Consider the following 16,737-nt stretch of genomic DNA (forward strand, 5'->3'; position numbering starts at 1 on the left):
CGACAGTTCAGGACGGTGGACGGTCCGGCCCCGGACGGAATCAGGCGGGGTCGATCTCCCGCAGCAGACCCGTCTTCACGTCGAACACGAAGCCGCGGACGTCGTCGGTGTGCAGCAGGAACGGCGAGGTGCGCACGCGCTGCATCGACTGCCGGACGTCCTGGTCGACGTCCCGGAACGCCTCGACCGCCCAGGCGGGACGCTGGCCGACCTCCATCTCCAGTTCGTTGCGGAAGTCCTCGGTGATCGCCTCCAGACCACAGCCCGTGTGGTGGATCAGGACGATGCTGCTGGTGCCCAGCTTGCGCTGGCTGATCGTGAGCGAGCGGATCACGTCGTCGGTGACCACACCGCCCGCGTTGCGGATGGTGTGACAGTCGCCCAGCTCCAGGCCGAGCGCGGCGTGCAGGTCGAGCCGGGCGTCCATGCAGGCCACGACCGCCACGTGCAGCACGGGGCGGGCGTCCATCCCGGGGTCGGTGAAGGCGGACGCGTAGCGCTCGTTGGCGTCCACGAGCCGGTCGGTCACGGTGCCGCCGTGTATGGCGCCTTCGGATGCGGTGGGTACGGATGCGGAAGTCGTCATAACCATGACGGTACTGGTCACAGCCGTCGCGGTCCTGTTGTGAGAAGGGAAAAAGAGCGTCATCACGCCGTGTTTGTGAGGTAAGCCACAAGGGTGAGGGGGGTGAGCCCGAGGGGGTGAATTCCGTCGCTCCACCGCTTCACGAGCGCGCCGGGCCGCGACGCGCAGGCCGGTTGATTGACCGCGAGACACCGTGGACTAAAGTGACGCGAAGCGGGAGACGATGATCTCCACGGTCGTCACCCCGCTGACCGAAACCCCGCGAGACCCCGGCGCGGCTGCCGGAGATCTCCCCGCGTGCGCGGCGCGTACGTACGGCTCGGCCTCCTCCCGCTCCCGGTCGGCTGACGCTTCCGGCGCCGGCAGGACCCCCTCCAGAGAGGGCCAGGAGAGGGCGGGGACCCGGCGGTGCGTATCTCCCGCCGGATCTGAGAGGGCCCCGGAGAACATGGTGCGCGACGCGCATGCGAATGAGGGCGGTGACGGGCCACGCGAGGGACAGGCCCGGCACGTGCCGGTGATGCTCCGGCGCTGTCTCGACCTGCTGGCCCCCGCCCTCCAGCACCCCGGAGCGGTCGTCGTCGACTGCACCCTCGGCCTCGGCGGCCACAGCGAGGCCCTGCTGACCCGGTTCCCCGAGGCCCGCCTGGTCGCCCTCGACCGCGACAAGGAGGCCTTGCGGCTCTCCGGCGAACGCCTCGCCCCCTTCGGCGAGCGCGCCACCCTGGTCCACGCGGTCTACGACGAACTGCCCGAGGTCCTCGACCGGCTCGGCATCGCGCGCGTGCAGGGCGTCCTGTTCGACCTCGGCGTCTCCTCCATGCAGCTCGACGAGGCCGACCGCGGCTTCGCCTACGCCCAGGACGCCCCGCTCGACATGCGCATGGACCAGACGACCGGCATCAGCGCGGCCGAGGTTCTCAACACCTACCCGCCCGGCGAACTGGTCCGCATCCTGCGCGCCTACGGCGAGGAGAAGCAGGCCAAGCGGATCGTCTCCGCGATCGTGCGCGAACGCGCCGAGCAGCCCTTCACCAACAGCGCCCGGCTGGTCGAGCTGATCCGCGACGCCCTGCCCCAGGCCGCCAAGCGCACCGGCGGCAACCCGGCCAAGCGCACCTTCCAGGCGCTGCGCATCGAGGTCAACGGCGAGCTGTCCGTGCTGGAGCGGGCGATCCCGGCCGCCGTCGAGGCGATCGACGTGGGCGGGCGGATCGCCGTCCTGTCGTACCACTCGCTGGAGGACCGGCTGGTCAAGCAGGTGTTCGCGGCGGGCGCCGCCACCACCGCCCCGCCCGGACTCCCGGTCGTCCCCGAGCGCTACCAGCCGCGGCTCAAGCTGCTCACCCGCGGTGCCGAACTTCCCACCGAGGAAGAGATCGCCGAGAACCGGCGCGCGGCCCCGGCGCGACTGCGCGGGGCCGAGCGCATCAGGGAGTCCATCGAATGAGCCGGGCGGGGCGGGCGAGGTCCGAGGAACCGAACGCAGGGGAGGGCGAGTGAGCGGGAAACCCGAACTCAAGGGACGGGCCGCGCGCCTCGCGCGCCTCTTCCCCACCGGTCCGCGCCGGGCGGCCAGAACCCCGTTCGTCCTCCTCGTCGTCCTGCTCCTCGGCGGCGGCCTCATCGGGCTGCTCGTGCTGAACTCCGCGCTCAGCGAGGGCTCCTTCAAGATGGACGACCTCCAGCGCGACACCAAGGGCCTCACCGACGAGGAACAGGCCCTCCAGCGGGACATCGACTCCTACTCCGCCCCCGACGCCCTCCAGCGCCGGGCCCGCGAACTCGGCATGGTCCCCGGCGGCGACCCGGCCTTCCTGAACCCGGACGGCACCGTCAAGGGCGTCCCCTCGGCGGCCGCCCCGCTGCCGGCCGGGGACGCCGCGGAGACCGTCCGCCCGCCCGAGGCCATCACGCTCTCCCAGCCGGCGGTGGGCACCGCGTCGCCCGCCCCGCCGACGGCACCCGTGGCCACCGCTTCCCCGGCGAGCCCGGCCCCCGCCCCGACCGCAGCCCTCCCCACGACCCCCGGCAGGTGACGGAAGTGTCCGACAGGGAACCGCCGCGCCGGCGCGTGCCCGGCCCCGCCCGGCCCTCCCGCCCCGCGGCGGCCGCCCCCCGGCGGCGCCCGGGACCCGGCGCCCGCCCCGCCCGCCGTCCGGCCGGCCGGACGGCCCCGCCCCGCCCCCCGGCCGCCCGCTCGATCCGGCTCGGCAGCCCCCGCCCCCGGCTGCGCATGGTCGGCCTCGCGCTCACCCTCGTGATGATCGCCTTCGTCGTACGGCTGCTCCAGGTGCAGGCCGTCGACGCCAGCACCTACGCCGCCAAGGCCGAACAGAACCGGTACGTCGGCCAGGTGCTGGCCGCCGAGCGCGGCGAGATCACCGACCGCAGCGGGATCGCCCTCGCCACCAGCGAGGACGCCTACGACATCACCGCCGACCCCACGATGTTCAACCGCGAGAACCTCAGGATCGACGACGGCCCCGAGCAGGCGGCCGCGCTCCTCGCGCCGATCCTGGGCCAGGAACAGCCGGCACTGGTCAAGAAGTTGCGCCCGAAGAACCCCGGGGTGCGCTACACCAAGCTCGCCGGACGGCAGACCCCGCAGGTCTGGAAGCAGATCAAGGACCTGAAGTCGGCGCTCACCGCCAAGAAGGGCGCCGACGGCACCACGGTCAACGTCCTGGCCGGCGTCTTCTCCGTGCCGAGCAGCAAGCGCGTGTACCCCAACGGCGACCTCGCCGCCGCCGTCCTCGGCTGGGTCAACGCCGAGGGCAAGGGCGGCGGCGGGATCGAGCGGCGGCTCGACGAGACCCTGTCCGGCAAGGACGGCAAGATCCGCTACGCCCAGTCCGGCGGCCGCCAGGTGCCCACCGCGGGCTCCACCGAGACGCCCGCCGTGCCCGGCTCGGACATCGAGCTGACCCTCGACCGGGACATCCAGTGGGCCGCGCAGAACGCCATCACCGAGCAGGTCGCGAAGTCCGGCGCCGACCGCGGGTACGTCATCGTCCAGGACACCCGCACCGGCGAGATCCTCGCCATGGCCAACTCGCCCGGCTTCGACCCCAACGACCTCAGCAGGGCGAGCGCGGACGCCCTGGGCAACGCGGCCCTCCAGGACGCCTACGAGCCCGGCTCCACCGCCAAGATCATGTCGATGGCGGCCGTCCTGGAGGAGAACGTCGCCACCCCGCTCACCCATGTCACCGTGCCCAACCGGCTGCACCGCGGCGACCGGCTCTTCAAGGACGACATCGACCACGCGACCTGGTACCTCACGCTCAACGGCGTCCTCGCCAAGTCCAGCAACATCGGCACCATCCTGGCCACCGGCGAACTCGGCAAGACCCAGGCCGAGGCCAACCGGGTGCTCTACTCCTACCTGCGCAAGTTCGGCCTCGGCAGCTACACCGGCGTCGGCTTCCCCGGCGAGACCAAGGGCATCCTCGCCGCCCCCGCCGACTGGTCGACCTCGCAGCAGTACACGATTCCTTTCGGCCAGGGCGTCTCCCTCAACGCGCTCCAGGCGGCCTCGGTCTACTCGACGATCGCCAACGGCGGCGTCCGCGTGGAGCCCACCCTGGTGCGCGGCACCCAGGGCCCCGACGGGCGCTTCACCCCCGCCCCCGCGCCCGACAAGCGCAGGGTGGTGAGCGAGAAGACGGCGAAGACCCTCGCCCGGATGCTGGAGTCGGTGGTGGACGACCAGGAGGGCACCGGCACCAAGGCGCGCATCCCCGGCTACCGCGTCGCGGGCAAGACGGGTACTGCCAACCGTGTGGATCCGGCCACCGGCAAGTACAAGGGATACACCTCGTCCTTCGCCGGGTTCGCGCCCGCCGACAACCCCCGCGTCACCGTCTACTGCGCCATCCAGAACGCCACCAAGGGCAGTTACTTCGGCGGCCAGATCTGCGGACCCATCTTCAAGCAGGTCATGGAGTTCTCCCTGAAGACCCTCCAGGTCCCGCCGACCGGGGCGAAGCCCGCCAGCCTCCCGGTCTCCTTCAGCCCCTGAGCCACCCGTCCCGAACCCTCCCAAGTCGTCCGTGTTCAGCGTCGAATACAGCCAGGAACCAGCCCGTGACCATGATCACTCCCGATCCCGGGAAACCCGTACCGTCCCCGTCCTCGCTTCGCCCGCAGGCGGGTACGCCCGGTACGCTCACCGCCGTGCCACACGCTGATCAGTACCGAACCACCCAGAAGGGCGCTTCCGTGACATATCCCGGACCGCCCAGGCCGGCCCAGGTCTCCGCCACACCCCTCGCGGACCTCGCCGGCCAACTGGGTACGACCGTCGCGGAGAACGCCGACGTCACGGGCATCACCCATGACTCGCGCGCCGTACGCCCCGGCGATCTGTACGCCGCCCTGCCGGGCGCCCGGCTGCACGGCGCCGACTTCGTCACCCAGGCCGCGGGCCTGGGCGCGGTCGCCGTCCTGACCGACCCCACCGGCGCCGAGCGCGCCGCCGCGACCGGACTGCCGGTCCTGGTGGCCGACGACCCGCGCGCGGAGATGGGCGAACTGGCCGCCACCATCTACGGCCGGCCCGGACGCGAGCTGCTCCAGATCGGCATCACCGGCACCTCCGGCAAGACCACCACCGCCTACCTCGTCGAGGGCGGTCTGAAGGCCGACCGCGGCACCGGGCTGATCGGCACGGTCGAGACCCGGATCGGCGACGAGCGCATCAAGTCCGAGCGCACCACCCCCGAGGCCACCGACCTCCAGGCCCTGTTCGCCGTCATGCGCGAACGCGGTGTCGAGGCGGTCGCCATGGAGGTCTCCAGCCACGCGCTGGTCCTCGGCCGGGTCGACGGCTGTGTCTTCGACATCGCCGTCTTCAACAACCTCAGCCCGGAGCACATGGAGTTCCACTCCGACATGGAGGACTACTTCCAGGCCAAGGCGAGGCTGTTCACCCCCGAGCGCAGCCGGCTCGGCGTGGTCAACCTGGACGACGCGTACGGCCGCCGGCTCAGCCAGGAGGCCGGCGTCCCGGTCGTGACCTTCTCCGCCGAGGGCCACCCCGACGCCGACTGGCGTGCCGCGGACGTCCACATCGGCCCGATGGACGCCACGTTCACGGTGCTCGGCCCCGACGGGGTGCGGGTCGCCGCCAGATCGCCGCTGCCGGGCCCCTTCAACGTGGCCAACACCCTCGCCGCGATCGTCGCCCTGGCCGCCGCGGGCCTCGACCCGCAGCGGGCCGCCGACGGCGTCGCCGCCGTCCCCGGCGTGCCGGGCCGGCTGGAGCGGGTGGACGCGGGCCAGCCCTATCTCGCCGTCGTCGACTACGCGCACAAGACGGACGCCGTCGAGTCGGTGCTGCGGGCCCTGCGCAAGGTCACCAAGGGCCGGGTGCACGTCGTCCTCGGCTGCGGCGGCGACCGGGACCGCACCAAACGCGCGCCGATGGGCGCCGCCGCCGCCCGGCTCGCCGACACCGCCGTACTGACCTCCGACAACCCCCGCTCCGAGGACCCGCTCGCGATCCTCGCGGCCATGCTCGACGGCGCCGCGTCCGTGCCCGCGCACGAGCGCGGCGAGGTCCTCCTGTTCGAGGACCGGGCCGCCGCCATCGCCGCCGCCGTGGCCCGCGCGCACGCCGGGGACACCGTGCTGGTCGCCGGCAAGGGCCATGAGCAGGGCCAGGACATCGCCGGGGTGGTCCGTCCGTTCGACGACCGCCAGGTGCTCCGCGAAGCTATCCAGCAGACCCAGGGATGAACTTGTGATCGCCCTCTCCCTCGCCGAGATCGCAGCAGTCGTCGGCGGGCAGACGCACGACATACCGGATCCGTCCGCGCAGGTCACCGGACCGGTGGTCCGGGACTCCCGTGAGGTGGAGCCCGGCAGCCTCTTCGTCGCCTTCGCCGGCGAGCGGGTGGACGGCCACGACTTCGCGGCAGCGGTCGTCGAGGCGGGCGCGGCGGCCGTACTGGCCTCGCGCCCCGTCGGCGTCCCCGCGATCGTCGTGGACGACGTCCAGACCGCCCTGGGCGCCCTCGCCCGGCATGTGGTGGACAAGCTCGGCGCGACGCTCGTCGCGCTCACCGGCTCGGCCGGCAAGACCAGCACCAAGGACCTCGTCGCCCAGGTCCTGCGGCGCGCGGCGCCCACCGTCTTCACCCCCGGTTCGCTCAACAACGAGATCGGGCTGCCGCTGACCGCCCTGTCCGCCACCGAGGAGACGAAGTTCCTCGTGCTGGAGATGGGCGCCCGCGGCATCGGCCACATCCGCTACCTGACCGGTCTGACGCCCCCGCGGATCGGTCTCGTCCTCAACGTCGGCACCGCCCACATCGGCGAGTTCGGCGGCCGCGAACAGATCGCACAGGCGAAGGGCGAACTCGTCGAGGCGCTGCCCGCGGCGGCCGACGGCGGTGTCGCCGTCCTCAACGCCGACGACCCGTTGGTACGGGCCATGGCCTCCCGTACGACGGCGAAGGTGGTCCTTTTCGGAGAGTCCGGCGAAGCGGACGTTCGGGCCGAGAACGTACGACTCACGGACAGCGGACAGCCTTCCTTCAGCCTTCACACACCCTCCGGGTGCAGCGATGTGACCATGCGCCTGTACGGTGAGCACCACGTGTCGAACGCGCTCGCCGCGGCCGCCGTCGCCCATGAGCTGGGGATGTCCGTAACTGAGATCGCCACCGCGCTCTCCGAGGCGGGTTCCCTCTCCCGCTGGCGGATGGAGGTCACCGAGCGCCCGGACGGCGTGACGATCGTCAACGACGCCTACAACGCGAACCCCGAGTCCATGCGAGCGGCCCTGCGCGCGCTGGCGGCGATGGGCAAGGGGGGCCGGACCTGGGCGGTGCTCGGCAAGATGGCCGAGCTCGGGGACGAGGCGCTCGCCGAGCACGACGCGGTCGGACGGCTCGCCGTCCGGCTCAACGTCAGCAAGCTCGTCGCGGTCGGGGGGATCGAAGCCTCCTGGCTGCAACTGGGCGCATATAACGAGGGTTCGTGGGGTGAGGAGTCGGTGCACGTGTCCGACGCACAGGCGGCGGTCGACCTGTTGCGCAGCGAGCTGCGCCCGGGTGACGTCGTTCTCGTGAAGGCGTCCCGTTCGGTCGGCCTCGAGAGCGTCGCGCAGGCGCTGCTCGCGACCGGTGCCGAGGGTGAGGTAGCCGTCCGATGATGAAGCAGATCCTGTTCGCGGGCGTCATCGGTCTGTTCCTGACGCTGATCGGCACCCCGTTGCTGATCAAGCTGCTCGCGCGCAAGGGCTACGGCCAGTACATCCGGGACGACGGCCCGCGCGAGCACGCCAGCAAGCGCGGTACGCCGACCATGGGCGGTATCGCCTTCATCTTCGCGACGATCGCCGCGTACTTCCTGTCGAAGCTCATCACCGGCAAGCCGCCGACCTATTCGGGTCTGCTGGTGCTGGGCCTGATGTTCGGCATGGGCCTGGTCGGCTTCCTGGACGACTACATCAAGATCGTCAAGCGGCGTTCGCTGGGTCTGCGCGCCAAGGCCAAGATGGCCGGGCAGTTGCTCGTCGGCATCGCCTTCGCGGTGCTCTCGCTCCAGTTCGCCGACGCCCGCGGCAACACCCCGGCCTCCACCAAGCTGTCGTTCATCACGGACTTCGGCTGGACGATCGGCCCGGTGCTGTTCGTCGTCTGGGCGCTGTTCATGATCCTCGCGATGTCCAACGGCGTGAACCTCACGGACGGTCTGGACGGCCTCGCGACCGGCGCCTCCGTGCTCGTCTTCGGCGCCTACACGTTCATCGGCGTCTGGCAGTACCAGGAGTCCTGCGCCAACGCCAAGACCCTGACCAACCCCGGCGCCTGCTACGAGGTCCGCGATCCGCTCGACCTCGCGGTGGTCTCCGCCGCGCTGATGGGAGCCTGCCTGGGCTTCCTGTGGTGGAACACCTCGCCGGCCAAGATCTTCATGGGCGACACCGGTTCGCTCGCGCTCGGCGGTGTCCTGACGGGCCTGGCGATCTGCTCCCGCACGGAGCTGCTGGTCGCCATCATGGGCGGTCTGTTCGTCCTCATCACCATGTCCGTGGTGATCCAGGTCGGTTCGTTCCGGCTCACCGGCAAACGCGTCTTCCGGATGGCGCCGCTCCAGCACCACTTCGAACTCAAGGGCTGGTCCGAAGTGCTCGTCGTGGTCCGTTTCTGGATCATCCAGGGCATCTGTGTGATCGTCGGACTCGGCCTCTTCTACGCGGGATGGGCAGCGGACAAGTGACCGACTGGCAGGGGAAGAACGTCACCGTCGCCGGACTCGGCGTCTCCGGCGTCCCGGCGGCCACCGTGCTGCACGGGCTCGGCGCGCGGGTCACCGTCGTCAACGACGGCGACGACCCACGCGCGCGTGAACAGGCCGCCGGACTGAGGGCGCTCGGGGTCACCGTGCGCCTCGGCGACGGGGACACCCTGCCCGAAGGCACCGAACTCGTCGTCACCGCACCGGGCTGGCGTCCGGACAAGCCGCTCTTCACCGCGGCCGCCGAGGCGGGCGTCCCGGTCTGGGGCGACGTGGAGCTGGCCTGGCGGCTGCGCGGCCCCGACGCCGCGCCTTGGCTGTGCGTCACCGGCACCAACGGCAAGACGACCACCACCCAGATGCTGGCGTCCATCCTGAAGGCCGCCGGCCTGCGCACCGCCGCCGTCGGCAACATCGGCGTCTCCCTGCTCGACGCGGTGCTCGGCGACGAGCCCTACGACGTCCTGGCCGTGGAGCTGTCCAGCTACCAGCTCCACTGGGCGCCCTCGCCGCGCGCCCACTCCGCCGTCGTCCTCAACCTCGCCCCCGACCATCTCGACTGGCACGGCTCCATGGAGGCGTACGCCAAGGACAAGGGCCGCGTCTACGAGGGCAATCGGGTCGCCTGCGTCTACAACACCGCCGACAAGGCCACCGAGGACCTGGTGCGCGCGGCGGACGTCGAGGAGGGCTGCCGCGCGATCGGCTTCACCCTCGGCACCCCGGGCCCCTCCCAACTCGGCGTCGTGGACGGCATCCTGGTCGACCGCGCCTTCGTCGAGAACCGGCAGCAGAACGCCCAGGAGCTGGCCGAGGTCTCCGACGTGAACCCGCCCGCCCCGCACAACATCGCCAACGCCCTTGCCGCGGCGGCCCTCGCCCGCGCCTACGGCGTGCCCGCGCAGGCCGTCCGGGACGGTCTGCGGGCCTTCACCCCGGACGCCCACCGCATCGCCCATGTCGCCGACGTGGACGGCGTCGCCTACGTCGACGACTCCAAGGCGACCAACACCCACGCCGCGGAAGCCTCGTTGGCGGCGTACGAGTCGATCGTGTGGATCGCGGGCGGCCTCGCCAAGGGCGCCACCTTCGACGAACTCGTCGCCCGGTCCGCGAAGCGGCTGCGCGGCGTCGTCCTCATCGGCGCCGACCGCGCCCTGATCCGCGAAGCCCTGGCGCGACACGCCCCCGAGGTACCCGTCGTCGACCTCGACCGGACCGACACTGGGGCGATGCTCGCGGCTGTCCAGGAGGCCCGGCGCCTCGCCGGCGCAGGAGACACGGTGCTGCTCGCCCCGGCCTGCGCCTCCATGGACATGTTCGTCAACTACAACCAGCGCGGTGACGCGTTCGCCCAGGCGGTGCGCGAACTCGGCGCGGGCGCCTGACGGCGCGTCCCGGCCGCGACGGTTGCTCCAGGACCCTTGGAGGGACGCGTGACTCGGATGTGGCCGGTACCCCGTCGGCGGCCGTGCGCCGCGCCCGTCGGCCGGGCGGTGAACCGCGATGCCCGGTAGCCGTACCGGCGGCCGGCCGCCGGTCCAGCGCACGGTGCGCCGCCCGCCCGCCGTACGGCCCCGGCGCGACAACCCGGTGCTGCGGCTCTACCTCCGGGTCCGCAGGGCCTGGGACCGGCCGCTGACCGCCTACTACCTGATCCTCGGCGGCAGTCTGCTCATCACCGTGCTCGGGCTGGTGATGGTGTACTCGGCGTCCCAGATCACCGCGCTCCAGAAGTCATTGCCGGGATCCTTCTTCTTCCGCAAACAGTTGCTGGCCGCCGCGATCGGCGCCGGACTGCTGTTCGCCGCCTCCCGGATGCCGGTGAAACTGCACCGCGCGCTGGCCTATCCGATCCTCGCCGGCGCCGTCTTCACGATGGCGCTGGTGCAGGTCCCCGGGATAGGGATGGCGGTCAACGGCAACCAGAACTGGATCTCGCTCGGCGGCTCCTTCCAGCTCCAGCCCAGCGAGTTCGGCAAGCTCGCCCTGGTGCTGTGGGGCGCCGATCTGCTCGCCCGCAAACAGGACAAGAAACTGCTGGCCCAGTGGAAGCACATGCTGGTGCCGCTGGTCCCGGTCGCCTTCATGCTGCTCGGACTCATCATGCTGGGCGGCGACATGGGGACGGCGATCATCCTGACGGCCGTCCTGTTCGGCCTGTTGTGGCTCGCCGGGGCGCCCACCCGGCTCTTCGTCGGGGTGCTGGCGGTCGCGGCCGCGATCGGCGCGATCCTGATCAAGACCAGCCCCAACCGGATGGCCCGGCTCCAGTGCATCGGCGCCACCGATCCCGGCCCCGGGGACGCCTGCTGGCAGGCCGTGCACGGCATCTACGCCCTGGCCTCCGGCGGCATCTTCGGCTCCGGGCTGGGGGCGAGTGTGGAGAAATGGGGACAACTGCCCGAAGCCCACACCGACTTCATCTTCGCCGTCACCGGTGAGGAACTGGGTCTGGCGGGGACGCTGTCGGTACTCGCCCTGTTCGCGGCTCTAGGCTATGCGGGTATCCGCGTGGCCGGACGCACGGAGGACCCCTTCGTCAGGTATGCCGCGGGAGGTGTGACCACCTGGATCACCGCTCAGGCGGTGATCAACATCGGTGCGGTGCTCGGCCTGCTGCCGATCGCCGGAGTCCCCCTCCCGCTGTTCTCCTACGGGGGTTCGGCCCTGCTGCCGACCATGTTCGCCATCGGGCTGCTGATCGCCTTCGCACGCGACGAGCCCGCTGCGCGGGCGGCGCTTGCGATGCGCCACCCCCGCTTTGGTAGAAAGCGGGGGGCTGGAGGATCCGGACCCGTCCGGAGACTTCGGAGATGGAACACGATGCGACGGCGTGCCTCGGCGGCGCGTCCGTCCGGAGAGCGGTGAATTTCGGTGCATGTCGTACTCGCTGGTGGGGGGACCGCCGGCCACATCGAGCCCGCGCTCGCCCTCGCGGACGCCCTGCGCAGGCAGGACCCCACCGTGGGGATCACGGCCCTGGGCACCGAGCGCGGACTGGAGACCACGCTGGTTCCGCAGCGCGGCTACGATCTGGCGCTGATCCCGGCCGTACCGCTGCCGCGCAAGCCCACCCCTGAACTGATCACCGTCCCGGGCCGGCTGCGCGGCACGATCAAGGCCGCCGAGCAGATCCTGGAGCGCACCAAGGCGGACGCCGTCGTCGGCTTCGGCGGATACGTGGCCCTGCCGGGCTACCTCGCCGCCAAGCGCCTCGGCGTGCCGATCGTGGTCCACGAGGCCAACGCCCGCCCCGGCCTGGCCAACAAGATCGGCTCCCGCTACGCGGCCCGGGTCGCGGTCTCCACGCCCGACAGCAAGCTGCGCGACGCGCGGTACATCGGCATCCCGCTGCGCCGCACCATCGCCACCCTGGACCGCGCCGCCGCGCGCCCCGAGGCCCGCGCGCTGTTCGGCCTCGACCCCAACCTGCCGACGCTGCTGGTCTCCGGCGGTTCGCAGGGCGCCCGCCGCCTCAACGAGGTCGTCCAGCAGGTCGCTCCCTGGCTCCAGCAGGCCGGCATCCAGATCCTGCACGCGGTCGGCCCCAAGAACGAACTGCCGCATGTCCAGCAGATGCCGGGAATGCCCCCCTACATCCCGGTACCGTACCTGGAGCGCATGGACCTCGCGTACGCCGCGGCCGACATGATGCTCTGCCGCGCGGGTGCGATGACCGTCGCCGAACTCTCCGCCGTCGGACTCCCGGCCGCCTACGTCCCGCTGCCCATCGGCAACGGCGAACAGCGGCTCAACGCCCAGCCGGTGGTCAAGGCCGGCGGCGGACTGCTCGTCGACGACGCCGAACTGACCCCCGACTGGGTCCGGGAGAACGTCCTGCCGGTGCTCGCCGACCCGCACCGGCTCTACGAGATGTCCCGCGCCGCCGGGGAGTTCGGCCGCCGCGACGCCGACGACCTGCTCGTCGGCATGGTGTACGAGGCGATCGCCGCGAGCCGCGCGCAGCGTTAGGCACGGTTCGTCCGTGTGAGACACGGTTCTTCCGTGTGAACGAAAGGGCAGGGAGCGTGGCCGGATCCGCCACCGCCGAGCGCGGTGCACGCCAGCAGGAGTCGTCCGGCCCGCCCCTCGTCCGGAGGTGGGGACCCCGGCGGCTTCGTGTGATCATCATCCTCGTGGTCGCCGCCCTTCTCCTCGGCGCGGGCGGCGTCTGGGTGTTGTACGGCTCGCAGTGGCTGCGCGTCGACCACGTCTCCGTGTCCGGCACCGACGTGCTGACCCCGCGCGAGGTGCGCGCGGCCGCCGCCGTACCGCTCGGATCGCCGCTCGTCACCGTCGACACCGCGGCGATCGAGGCCCGGCTGCGCCGTGAACTGCCGCGGATCGACGAGGTCGAGGCGGTGCGTTCCTGGCCCGACGGAATCGGCCTGAAAGTGACCGAGCGCAAGCCCGTTCTGCTGGTGCGAAAAGGGTCGAAGTTCATCGAAGTGGACGACGAGGGCGTCCGTTTCGCCACGGTTTCCCGCGCCCCGAAGAACGTGCCGTTCCTCGAACTGGCGCTCCCCACCTCGGGTTCCGCCACGGCCGGTCTGCGCCGGTTCGGCGAGGACCGGCTGGTGCGCGAGGCGGTGAAGGCCGCCGGTGACCTGCCGGCCGCGGTCGCCCGCCGGACCCGCGCCCTCAAGGTCCGTTCCTACGACGGCATCTCGCTGGAGTTGGCCGGCGGACGCACCGTCGACTGGGGGAGTGCCGAGAACGGCGCGCTCAAAGCGCGTACTCTCACCGCACTGATGAAAGCCGCCCCGACCGCGCGGCACTTCGACGTCAGCGCTCCCACGGCCCCCGCGTCATCGGGGAGTTGACGCACATCAGCGCAGGCCAGCACCCTGGTTGGGCAGCGACATGGCTGATCACATAGGGTGAAAAGAAAAACGGGAGGTTCGGCGTGTTCGTTGAACGGGCGCCACTTGTCGACTTAGTGTCCTGTTCAGAAGACTCCAAGGAACAGACACACTGGTAACCCTAAACTTCAGCGTTAGGGTTCGGGTCGGCGAAACGGACCGGCCCATTCGGCATCAGTCGTCGGATCGCATCACCCGCGAGGCGACGACACGTAACTCGAGGCGAGAGGCCTTCGACGTGGCAGCACCGCAGAACTACCTCGCAGTCATCAAAGTCATCGGTGTCGGCGGCGGTGGTGTCAATGCCATCAACCGGATGATCGAGGTCGGTCTCAAGGGCGTCGAGTTCATCGCCATCAACACCGACGCCCAGGCGCTGTTGATGAGCGACGCCGACGTCAAGCTCGACGTCGGCCGCGAACTGACCCGCGGACTCGGCGCCGGCGCCAACCCGGCCGTCGGCCGCAAGGCCGCCGAGGACCACCGCGAGGAGATCGAGGAGGTCCTCAAGGGGGCCGACATGGTCTTCGTCACCGCCGGTGAAGGCGGCGGCACCGGCACCGGCGGCGCGCCCGTCGTCGCCAACATCGCCCGCTCCCTGGGCGCCCTCACCATCGGCGTGGTCACCCGCCCCTTCACCTTCGAAGGGCGCCGCCGGGCCAACCAGGCCGAGGACGGCATCGCGGAACTCCGCGAAGAGGTCGACACCCTCATCGTCATCCCCAACGACCGGCTGCTGTCCATCTCGGACCGCCAGGTCTCCGTCCTCGACGCCTTCAAGTCGGCCGACCAGGTCCTGCTCTCCGGTGTCCAGGGCATCACCGACCTGATCACCACGCCGGGCCTGATCAACCTCGACTTCGCCGACGTCAAGTCGGTCATGTCCGAGGCCGGTTCGGCGCTCATGGGCATCGGCTCGGCCCGCGGCGACGACCGCGCGGTGGCCGCCGCCGAGATGGCGATCTCCTCGCCGCTCCTGGAGGCGTCCATCGACGGCGCCCGCGGTGTGCTGCTCTCCATCTCCGGCGGCTCCGACCTCGGCCTGTTCGAGATCAACGAGGCCGCCCAGCTCGTCAGCGAGGCCGCCCACCCCGAGGCCAACATCATCTTCGGCGCGGTCATCGACGACGCGCTCGGCGACGAGGTCCGGGTCACCGTGATCGCGGCCGGCTTCGACGGCGGACAGCCCCCGGCCCGCCGCGAGACGGTCATGGGTGCGTCCTCGGCCTCGGCCCGCCGCGAGGAGCCCACCCCGGTACGGCAGCCCGAGAGCCGCCCGTCCTTCGGCTCGCTCGGCAGCGTCACGCCCAAGGAGGAGCCGGAGCCGGTGCCCGAGCCGGTCGCCGACCTCCCGGTCTCCCCGCCGGTCCCGCCGTCGCGGACCTACTCGGACAGCGCGGCCGAGGAGCTGGACGTGCCGGACTTCCTGAAGTGATAGGACGGCGCGAGACCGTGAGCGGCGCGCACTTCGCCTTCACCGACCGGTGGGGCGGGGTGAGCGCCGCTCCGTATGAGCAGCTCAATCTGGGCGGCGCGGTCGGCGACGACCCCGGGGCCGTCCGCACCAACCGCGAACTCGCCGCCAAGTCGCTGGGTCTGGACCCGGCGCGGGTGGTCTGGATGAACCAGGTGCACGGCGCCGACGTCGCCGAGGTCGACGGACCCTGGACCACCGCGCTCACCCCCGAGGTCGACGGACTGGTCACCGCGGCGCGCGGGCTCGCCCTCGCCGTGCTGACCGCCGACTGCGTCCCGGTCCTGCTGGCCGACCCGGTCGCCGGGGTGGTCGCCGCGGCGCACGCCGGACGGCCCGGCATGGTCAAGGGGATCGTGCCCGCCGCCGTCGACGCCATGGAGTCCCTCGGCGCCGACCCCGCCCGGATCGTCGCCCGCACCGGACCCGCCGTGTGCGGCCGGTGCTACGAGGTGCCGGAGGCGATGCGCGCCGAGGTCGCCGCGCTGGAGCCGGCGGCACACGCCGAGACGAGCTGGGGCACCCCCGCGGTGGACGTCGTCGCCGGAGTGCACGCACAGCTCGACCGGCTCGGGGTGCGTGACCGGGAGCGTTCGCCGGTGTGCACGCTGGAGTCGGACGATCACTTCTCGTACCGCCGCGACCGCGCCACGGGGCGACTCGCGGGATATGTCTGGCTGGACTGAAGGACATGACGGACCGTAAGGACGAACTCGCCACGAATCTGGCGAAGGTGGAGGAGCGCATCGCCCGCGCCTGCGAGGCGGCGGGCCGCCCGCGGGACGAGGTGACCCTGATCGTGGTCACCAAGACCTACCCGGCGAGCGATGTGCGGATCCTCGCGGACCTCGGCGTACGGCACGTCGCCGAGAACAAGGACCAGGACGCCGCCCCCAAGGCCGCGGAATGTTCGGATCTGTCTCTCCAGTGGCATTTCGTCGGTCAGTTGCAGACCAACAAGGTGCGATCCGTGGTCGGTTACGCGGACTTCGTGCAGTCGGTCGACCGTTCCCGGCTGGTGACCGCGCTGTCGAAGGAAGCGGTGCGCGCCGGGCGCGAGATCGGCTGTCTCGTGCAGGTCGCGCTCGACGCGGGCGACGAGGCCCGGGGCGAGCGGGGTGGCGTGGCGCCGGGCGGAATCGCGGAGTTGGCCGACCAGGTGGCCGGCGCGCCGGGGCTGCGACTCGCCGGACTGATGACCGTCGCACCTCTGACCGGGGAGTACGCCGGACGTCAACGGGCCGCCTTCGAGCGGTTGATGGATTTGTCGACTGACCTGCGCCGAGCCCATCCTGCTGCGAACATGGTGTCCGCGGGGATGAGTGCGGACCTCGAGGAGGCCGTGGCTGCCGGGGCGACACATGTGCGCGTCGGCACTGCGGTACTCGGAGTCCGCCCCCGGCTCGGGTAACGTCGCCAGGAAGTCGGACCACAGCAGAAAATATGGTCATTTCCGCCGAAAGGCGGGCACAAGGGCCACGTGGATCGCGGGACTTGGCAGTCGAAAGCCGATCCACCACAGAGCGGAGGACTCAGAGCATGGCCGGCGCGATGCGCAAGAT

Annotated in this window: 14 protein-coding genes; 13 read left to right on the top strand and 1 reads right to left on the bottom strand. The window is 71.4% G+C overall.

The window, feature by feature from the left end; all coding sequences use genetic code 11:
- Window positions 1–40: 40 nt before the first annotated feature.
- Window positions 41–649, bottom strand: a complete 609-nt coding sequence (locus G6W55_RS28695) for a carbonic anhydrase (RefSeq protein WP_078633176.1) — start codon at window positions 647–649, stop codon at window positions 41–43.
- A 385-nt stretch (window positions 650–1,034) separates the two neighbouring features.
- On the opposite strand from G6W55_RS28695, the gene rsmH reads away from it, so the two are divergent.
- The 13 genes from rsmH to G6W55_RS28760 all read left to right on the top strand — a co-directional run bounded on the left by rsmH (window position 1,035) and on the right by G6W55_RS28760 (window position 16,586).
- The gene (gene rsmH, locus G6W55_RS28700) at window positions 1,035–2,036 is read left to right on the top strand and encodes a 16S rRNA (cytosine(1402)-N(4))-methyltransferase RsmH (protein ID WP_175523693.1); all 1,002 of its coding nucleotides are present in this window, start codon (window positions 1,035–1,037) and stop codon (window positions 2,034–2,036) included.
- Window positions 2,037–2,085: 49 nt separating this feature from the next.
- Complete coding sequence (locus G6W55_RS28705; protein WP_175523694.1) at window positions 2,086–2,625, top strand: septum formation initiator family protein; 540 nt, start codon at window positions 2,086–2,088, stop codon at window positions 2,623–2,625.
- Window positions 2,626–2,630: 5 nt separating this feature from the next.
- Window positions 2,631–4,610 carry a peptidoglycan D,D-transpeptidase FtsI family protein gene (locus G6W55_RS28710; protein WP_375372479.1) on the top strand — a complete coding sequence of 660 codons (1,980 nt, stop codon included), beginning with the start codon at window positions 2,631–2,633 and terminating at the stop codon, window positions 4,608–4,610.
- Between the two features lie 65 nt (window positions 4,611–4,675).
- Window positions 4,676–6,328 (top strand): UDP-N-acetylmuramoyl-L-alanyl-D-glutamate--2,6-diaminopimelate ligase, encoded by a 1,653-nt coding sequence (locus G6W55_RS28715; RefSeq protein WP_375372480.1) that lies wholly within the window; start codon window positions 4,676–4,678, stop codon window positions 6,326–6,328.
- A gap of 4 nt (window positions 6,329–6,332) precedes the next feature.
- Window positions 6,333–7,748 (top strand): UDP-N-acetylmuramoyl-tripeptide--D-alanyl-D-alanine ligase, encoded by a 1,416-nt coding sequence (gene murF / locus G6W55_RS28720; RefSeq protein WP_175523696.1) that lies wholly within the window; start codon window positions 6,333–6,335, stop codon window positions 7,746–7,748.
- Window positions 7,745–8,818, top strand: coding sequence for a phospho-N-acetylmuramoyl-pentapeptide-transferase (gene mraY, locus G6W55_RS28725; RefSeq protein WP_030794147.1), 1,074 nt, complete (start codon window positions 7,745–7,747; stop codon window positions 8,816–8,818). The genes murF and mraY overlap by 4 nt, the downstream gene beginning before the upstream one ends.
- Window positions 8,800–10,224, top strand: coding sequence for a UDP-N-acetylmuramoyl-L-alanine--D-glutamate ligase (murD, locus tag G6W55_RS28730; protein ID WP_175523697.1), 1,425 nt, complete (start codon window positions 8,800–8,802; stop codon window positions 10,222–10,224). Before mraY ends, murD begins: the two co-directional genes overlap by 19 nt.
- 118 nt (window positions 10,225–10,342) lie before the next feature.
- The gene (ftsW, locus tag G6W55_RS28735) at window positions 10,343–11,707 is read left to right on the top strand and encodes a putative lipid II flippase FtsW (RefSeq protein ID WP_175523698.1); all 1,365 of its coding nucleotides are present in this window, start codon (window positions 10,343–10,345) and stop codon (window positions 11,705–11,707) included.
- 6 nt (window positions 11,708–11,713) lie between these two features.
- Window positions 11,714–12,811, top strand: a complete 1,098-nt coding sequence (gene murG, locus G6W55_RS28740) for an undecaprenyldiphospho-muramoylpentapeptide beta-N-acetylglucosaminyltransferase (protein WP_175523699.1) — start codon at window positions 11,714–11,716, stop codon at window positions 12,809–12,811.
- Window positions 12,812–12,867: 56 nt separating this feature from the next.
- The gene (locus G6W55_RS28745) at window positions 12,868–13,662 is read left to right on the top strand and encodes an FtsQ-type POTRA domain-containing protein (protein WP_175523700.1); all 795 of its coding nucleotides are present in this window, start codon (window positions 12,868–12,870) and stop codon (window positions 13,660–13,662) included.
- A 277-nt stretch (window positions 13,663–13,939) separates the two neighbouring features.
- Window positions 13,940–15,136 carry a cell division protein FtsZ gene (ftsZ, locus tag G6W55_RS28750; protein ID WP_030794134.1) on the top strand — a complete coding sequence of 399 codons (1,197 nt, stop codon included), beginning with the start codon at window positions 13,940–13,942 and terminating at the stop codon, window positions 15,134–15,136.
- Window positions 15,133–15,861, top strand: coding sequence for a peptidoglycan editing factor PgeF (pgeF, locus tag G6W55_RS28755; protein WP_175523701.1), 729 nt, complete (start codon window positions 15,133–15,135; stop codon window positions 15,859–15,861). Before ftsZ ends, pgeF begins: the two co-directional genes overlap by 4 nt.
- Window positions 15,862–15,866: 5 nt before the next feature.
- The gene (locus G6W55_RS28760; protein ID WP_030794127.1) at window positions 15,867–16,586 is read left to right on the top strand and encodes a YggS family pyridoxal phosphate-dependent enzyme; all 720 of its coding nucleotides are present in this window, start codon (window positions 15,867–15,869) and stop codon (window positions 16,584–16,586) included.
- Window positions 16,587–16,737 lie beyond the last annotated feature (151 nt).

The sequence above is a fragment of the Streptomyces sp. CAI-85 genome (assembly GCF_013363615.1).
GTDB classification, from domain to species: domain Bacteria; phylum Actinomycetota; class Actinomycetes; order Streptomycetales; family Streptomycetaceae; genus Streptomyces; species Streptomyces antibioticus_B.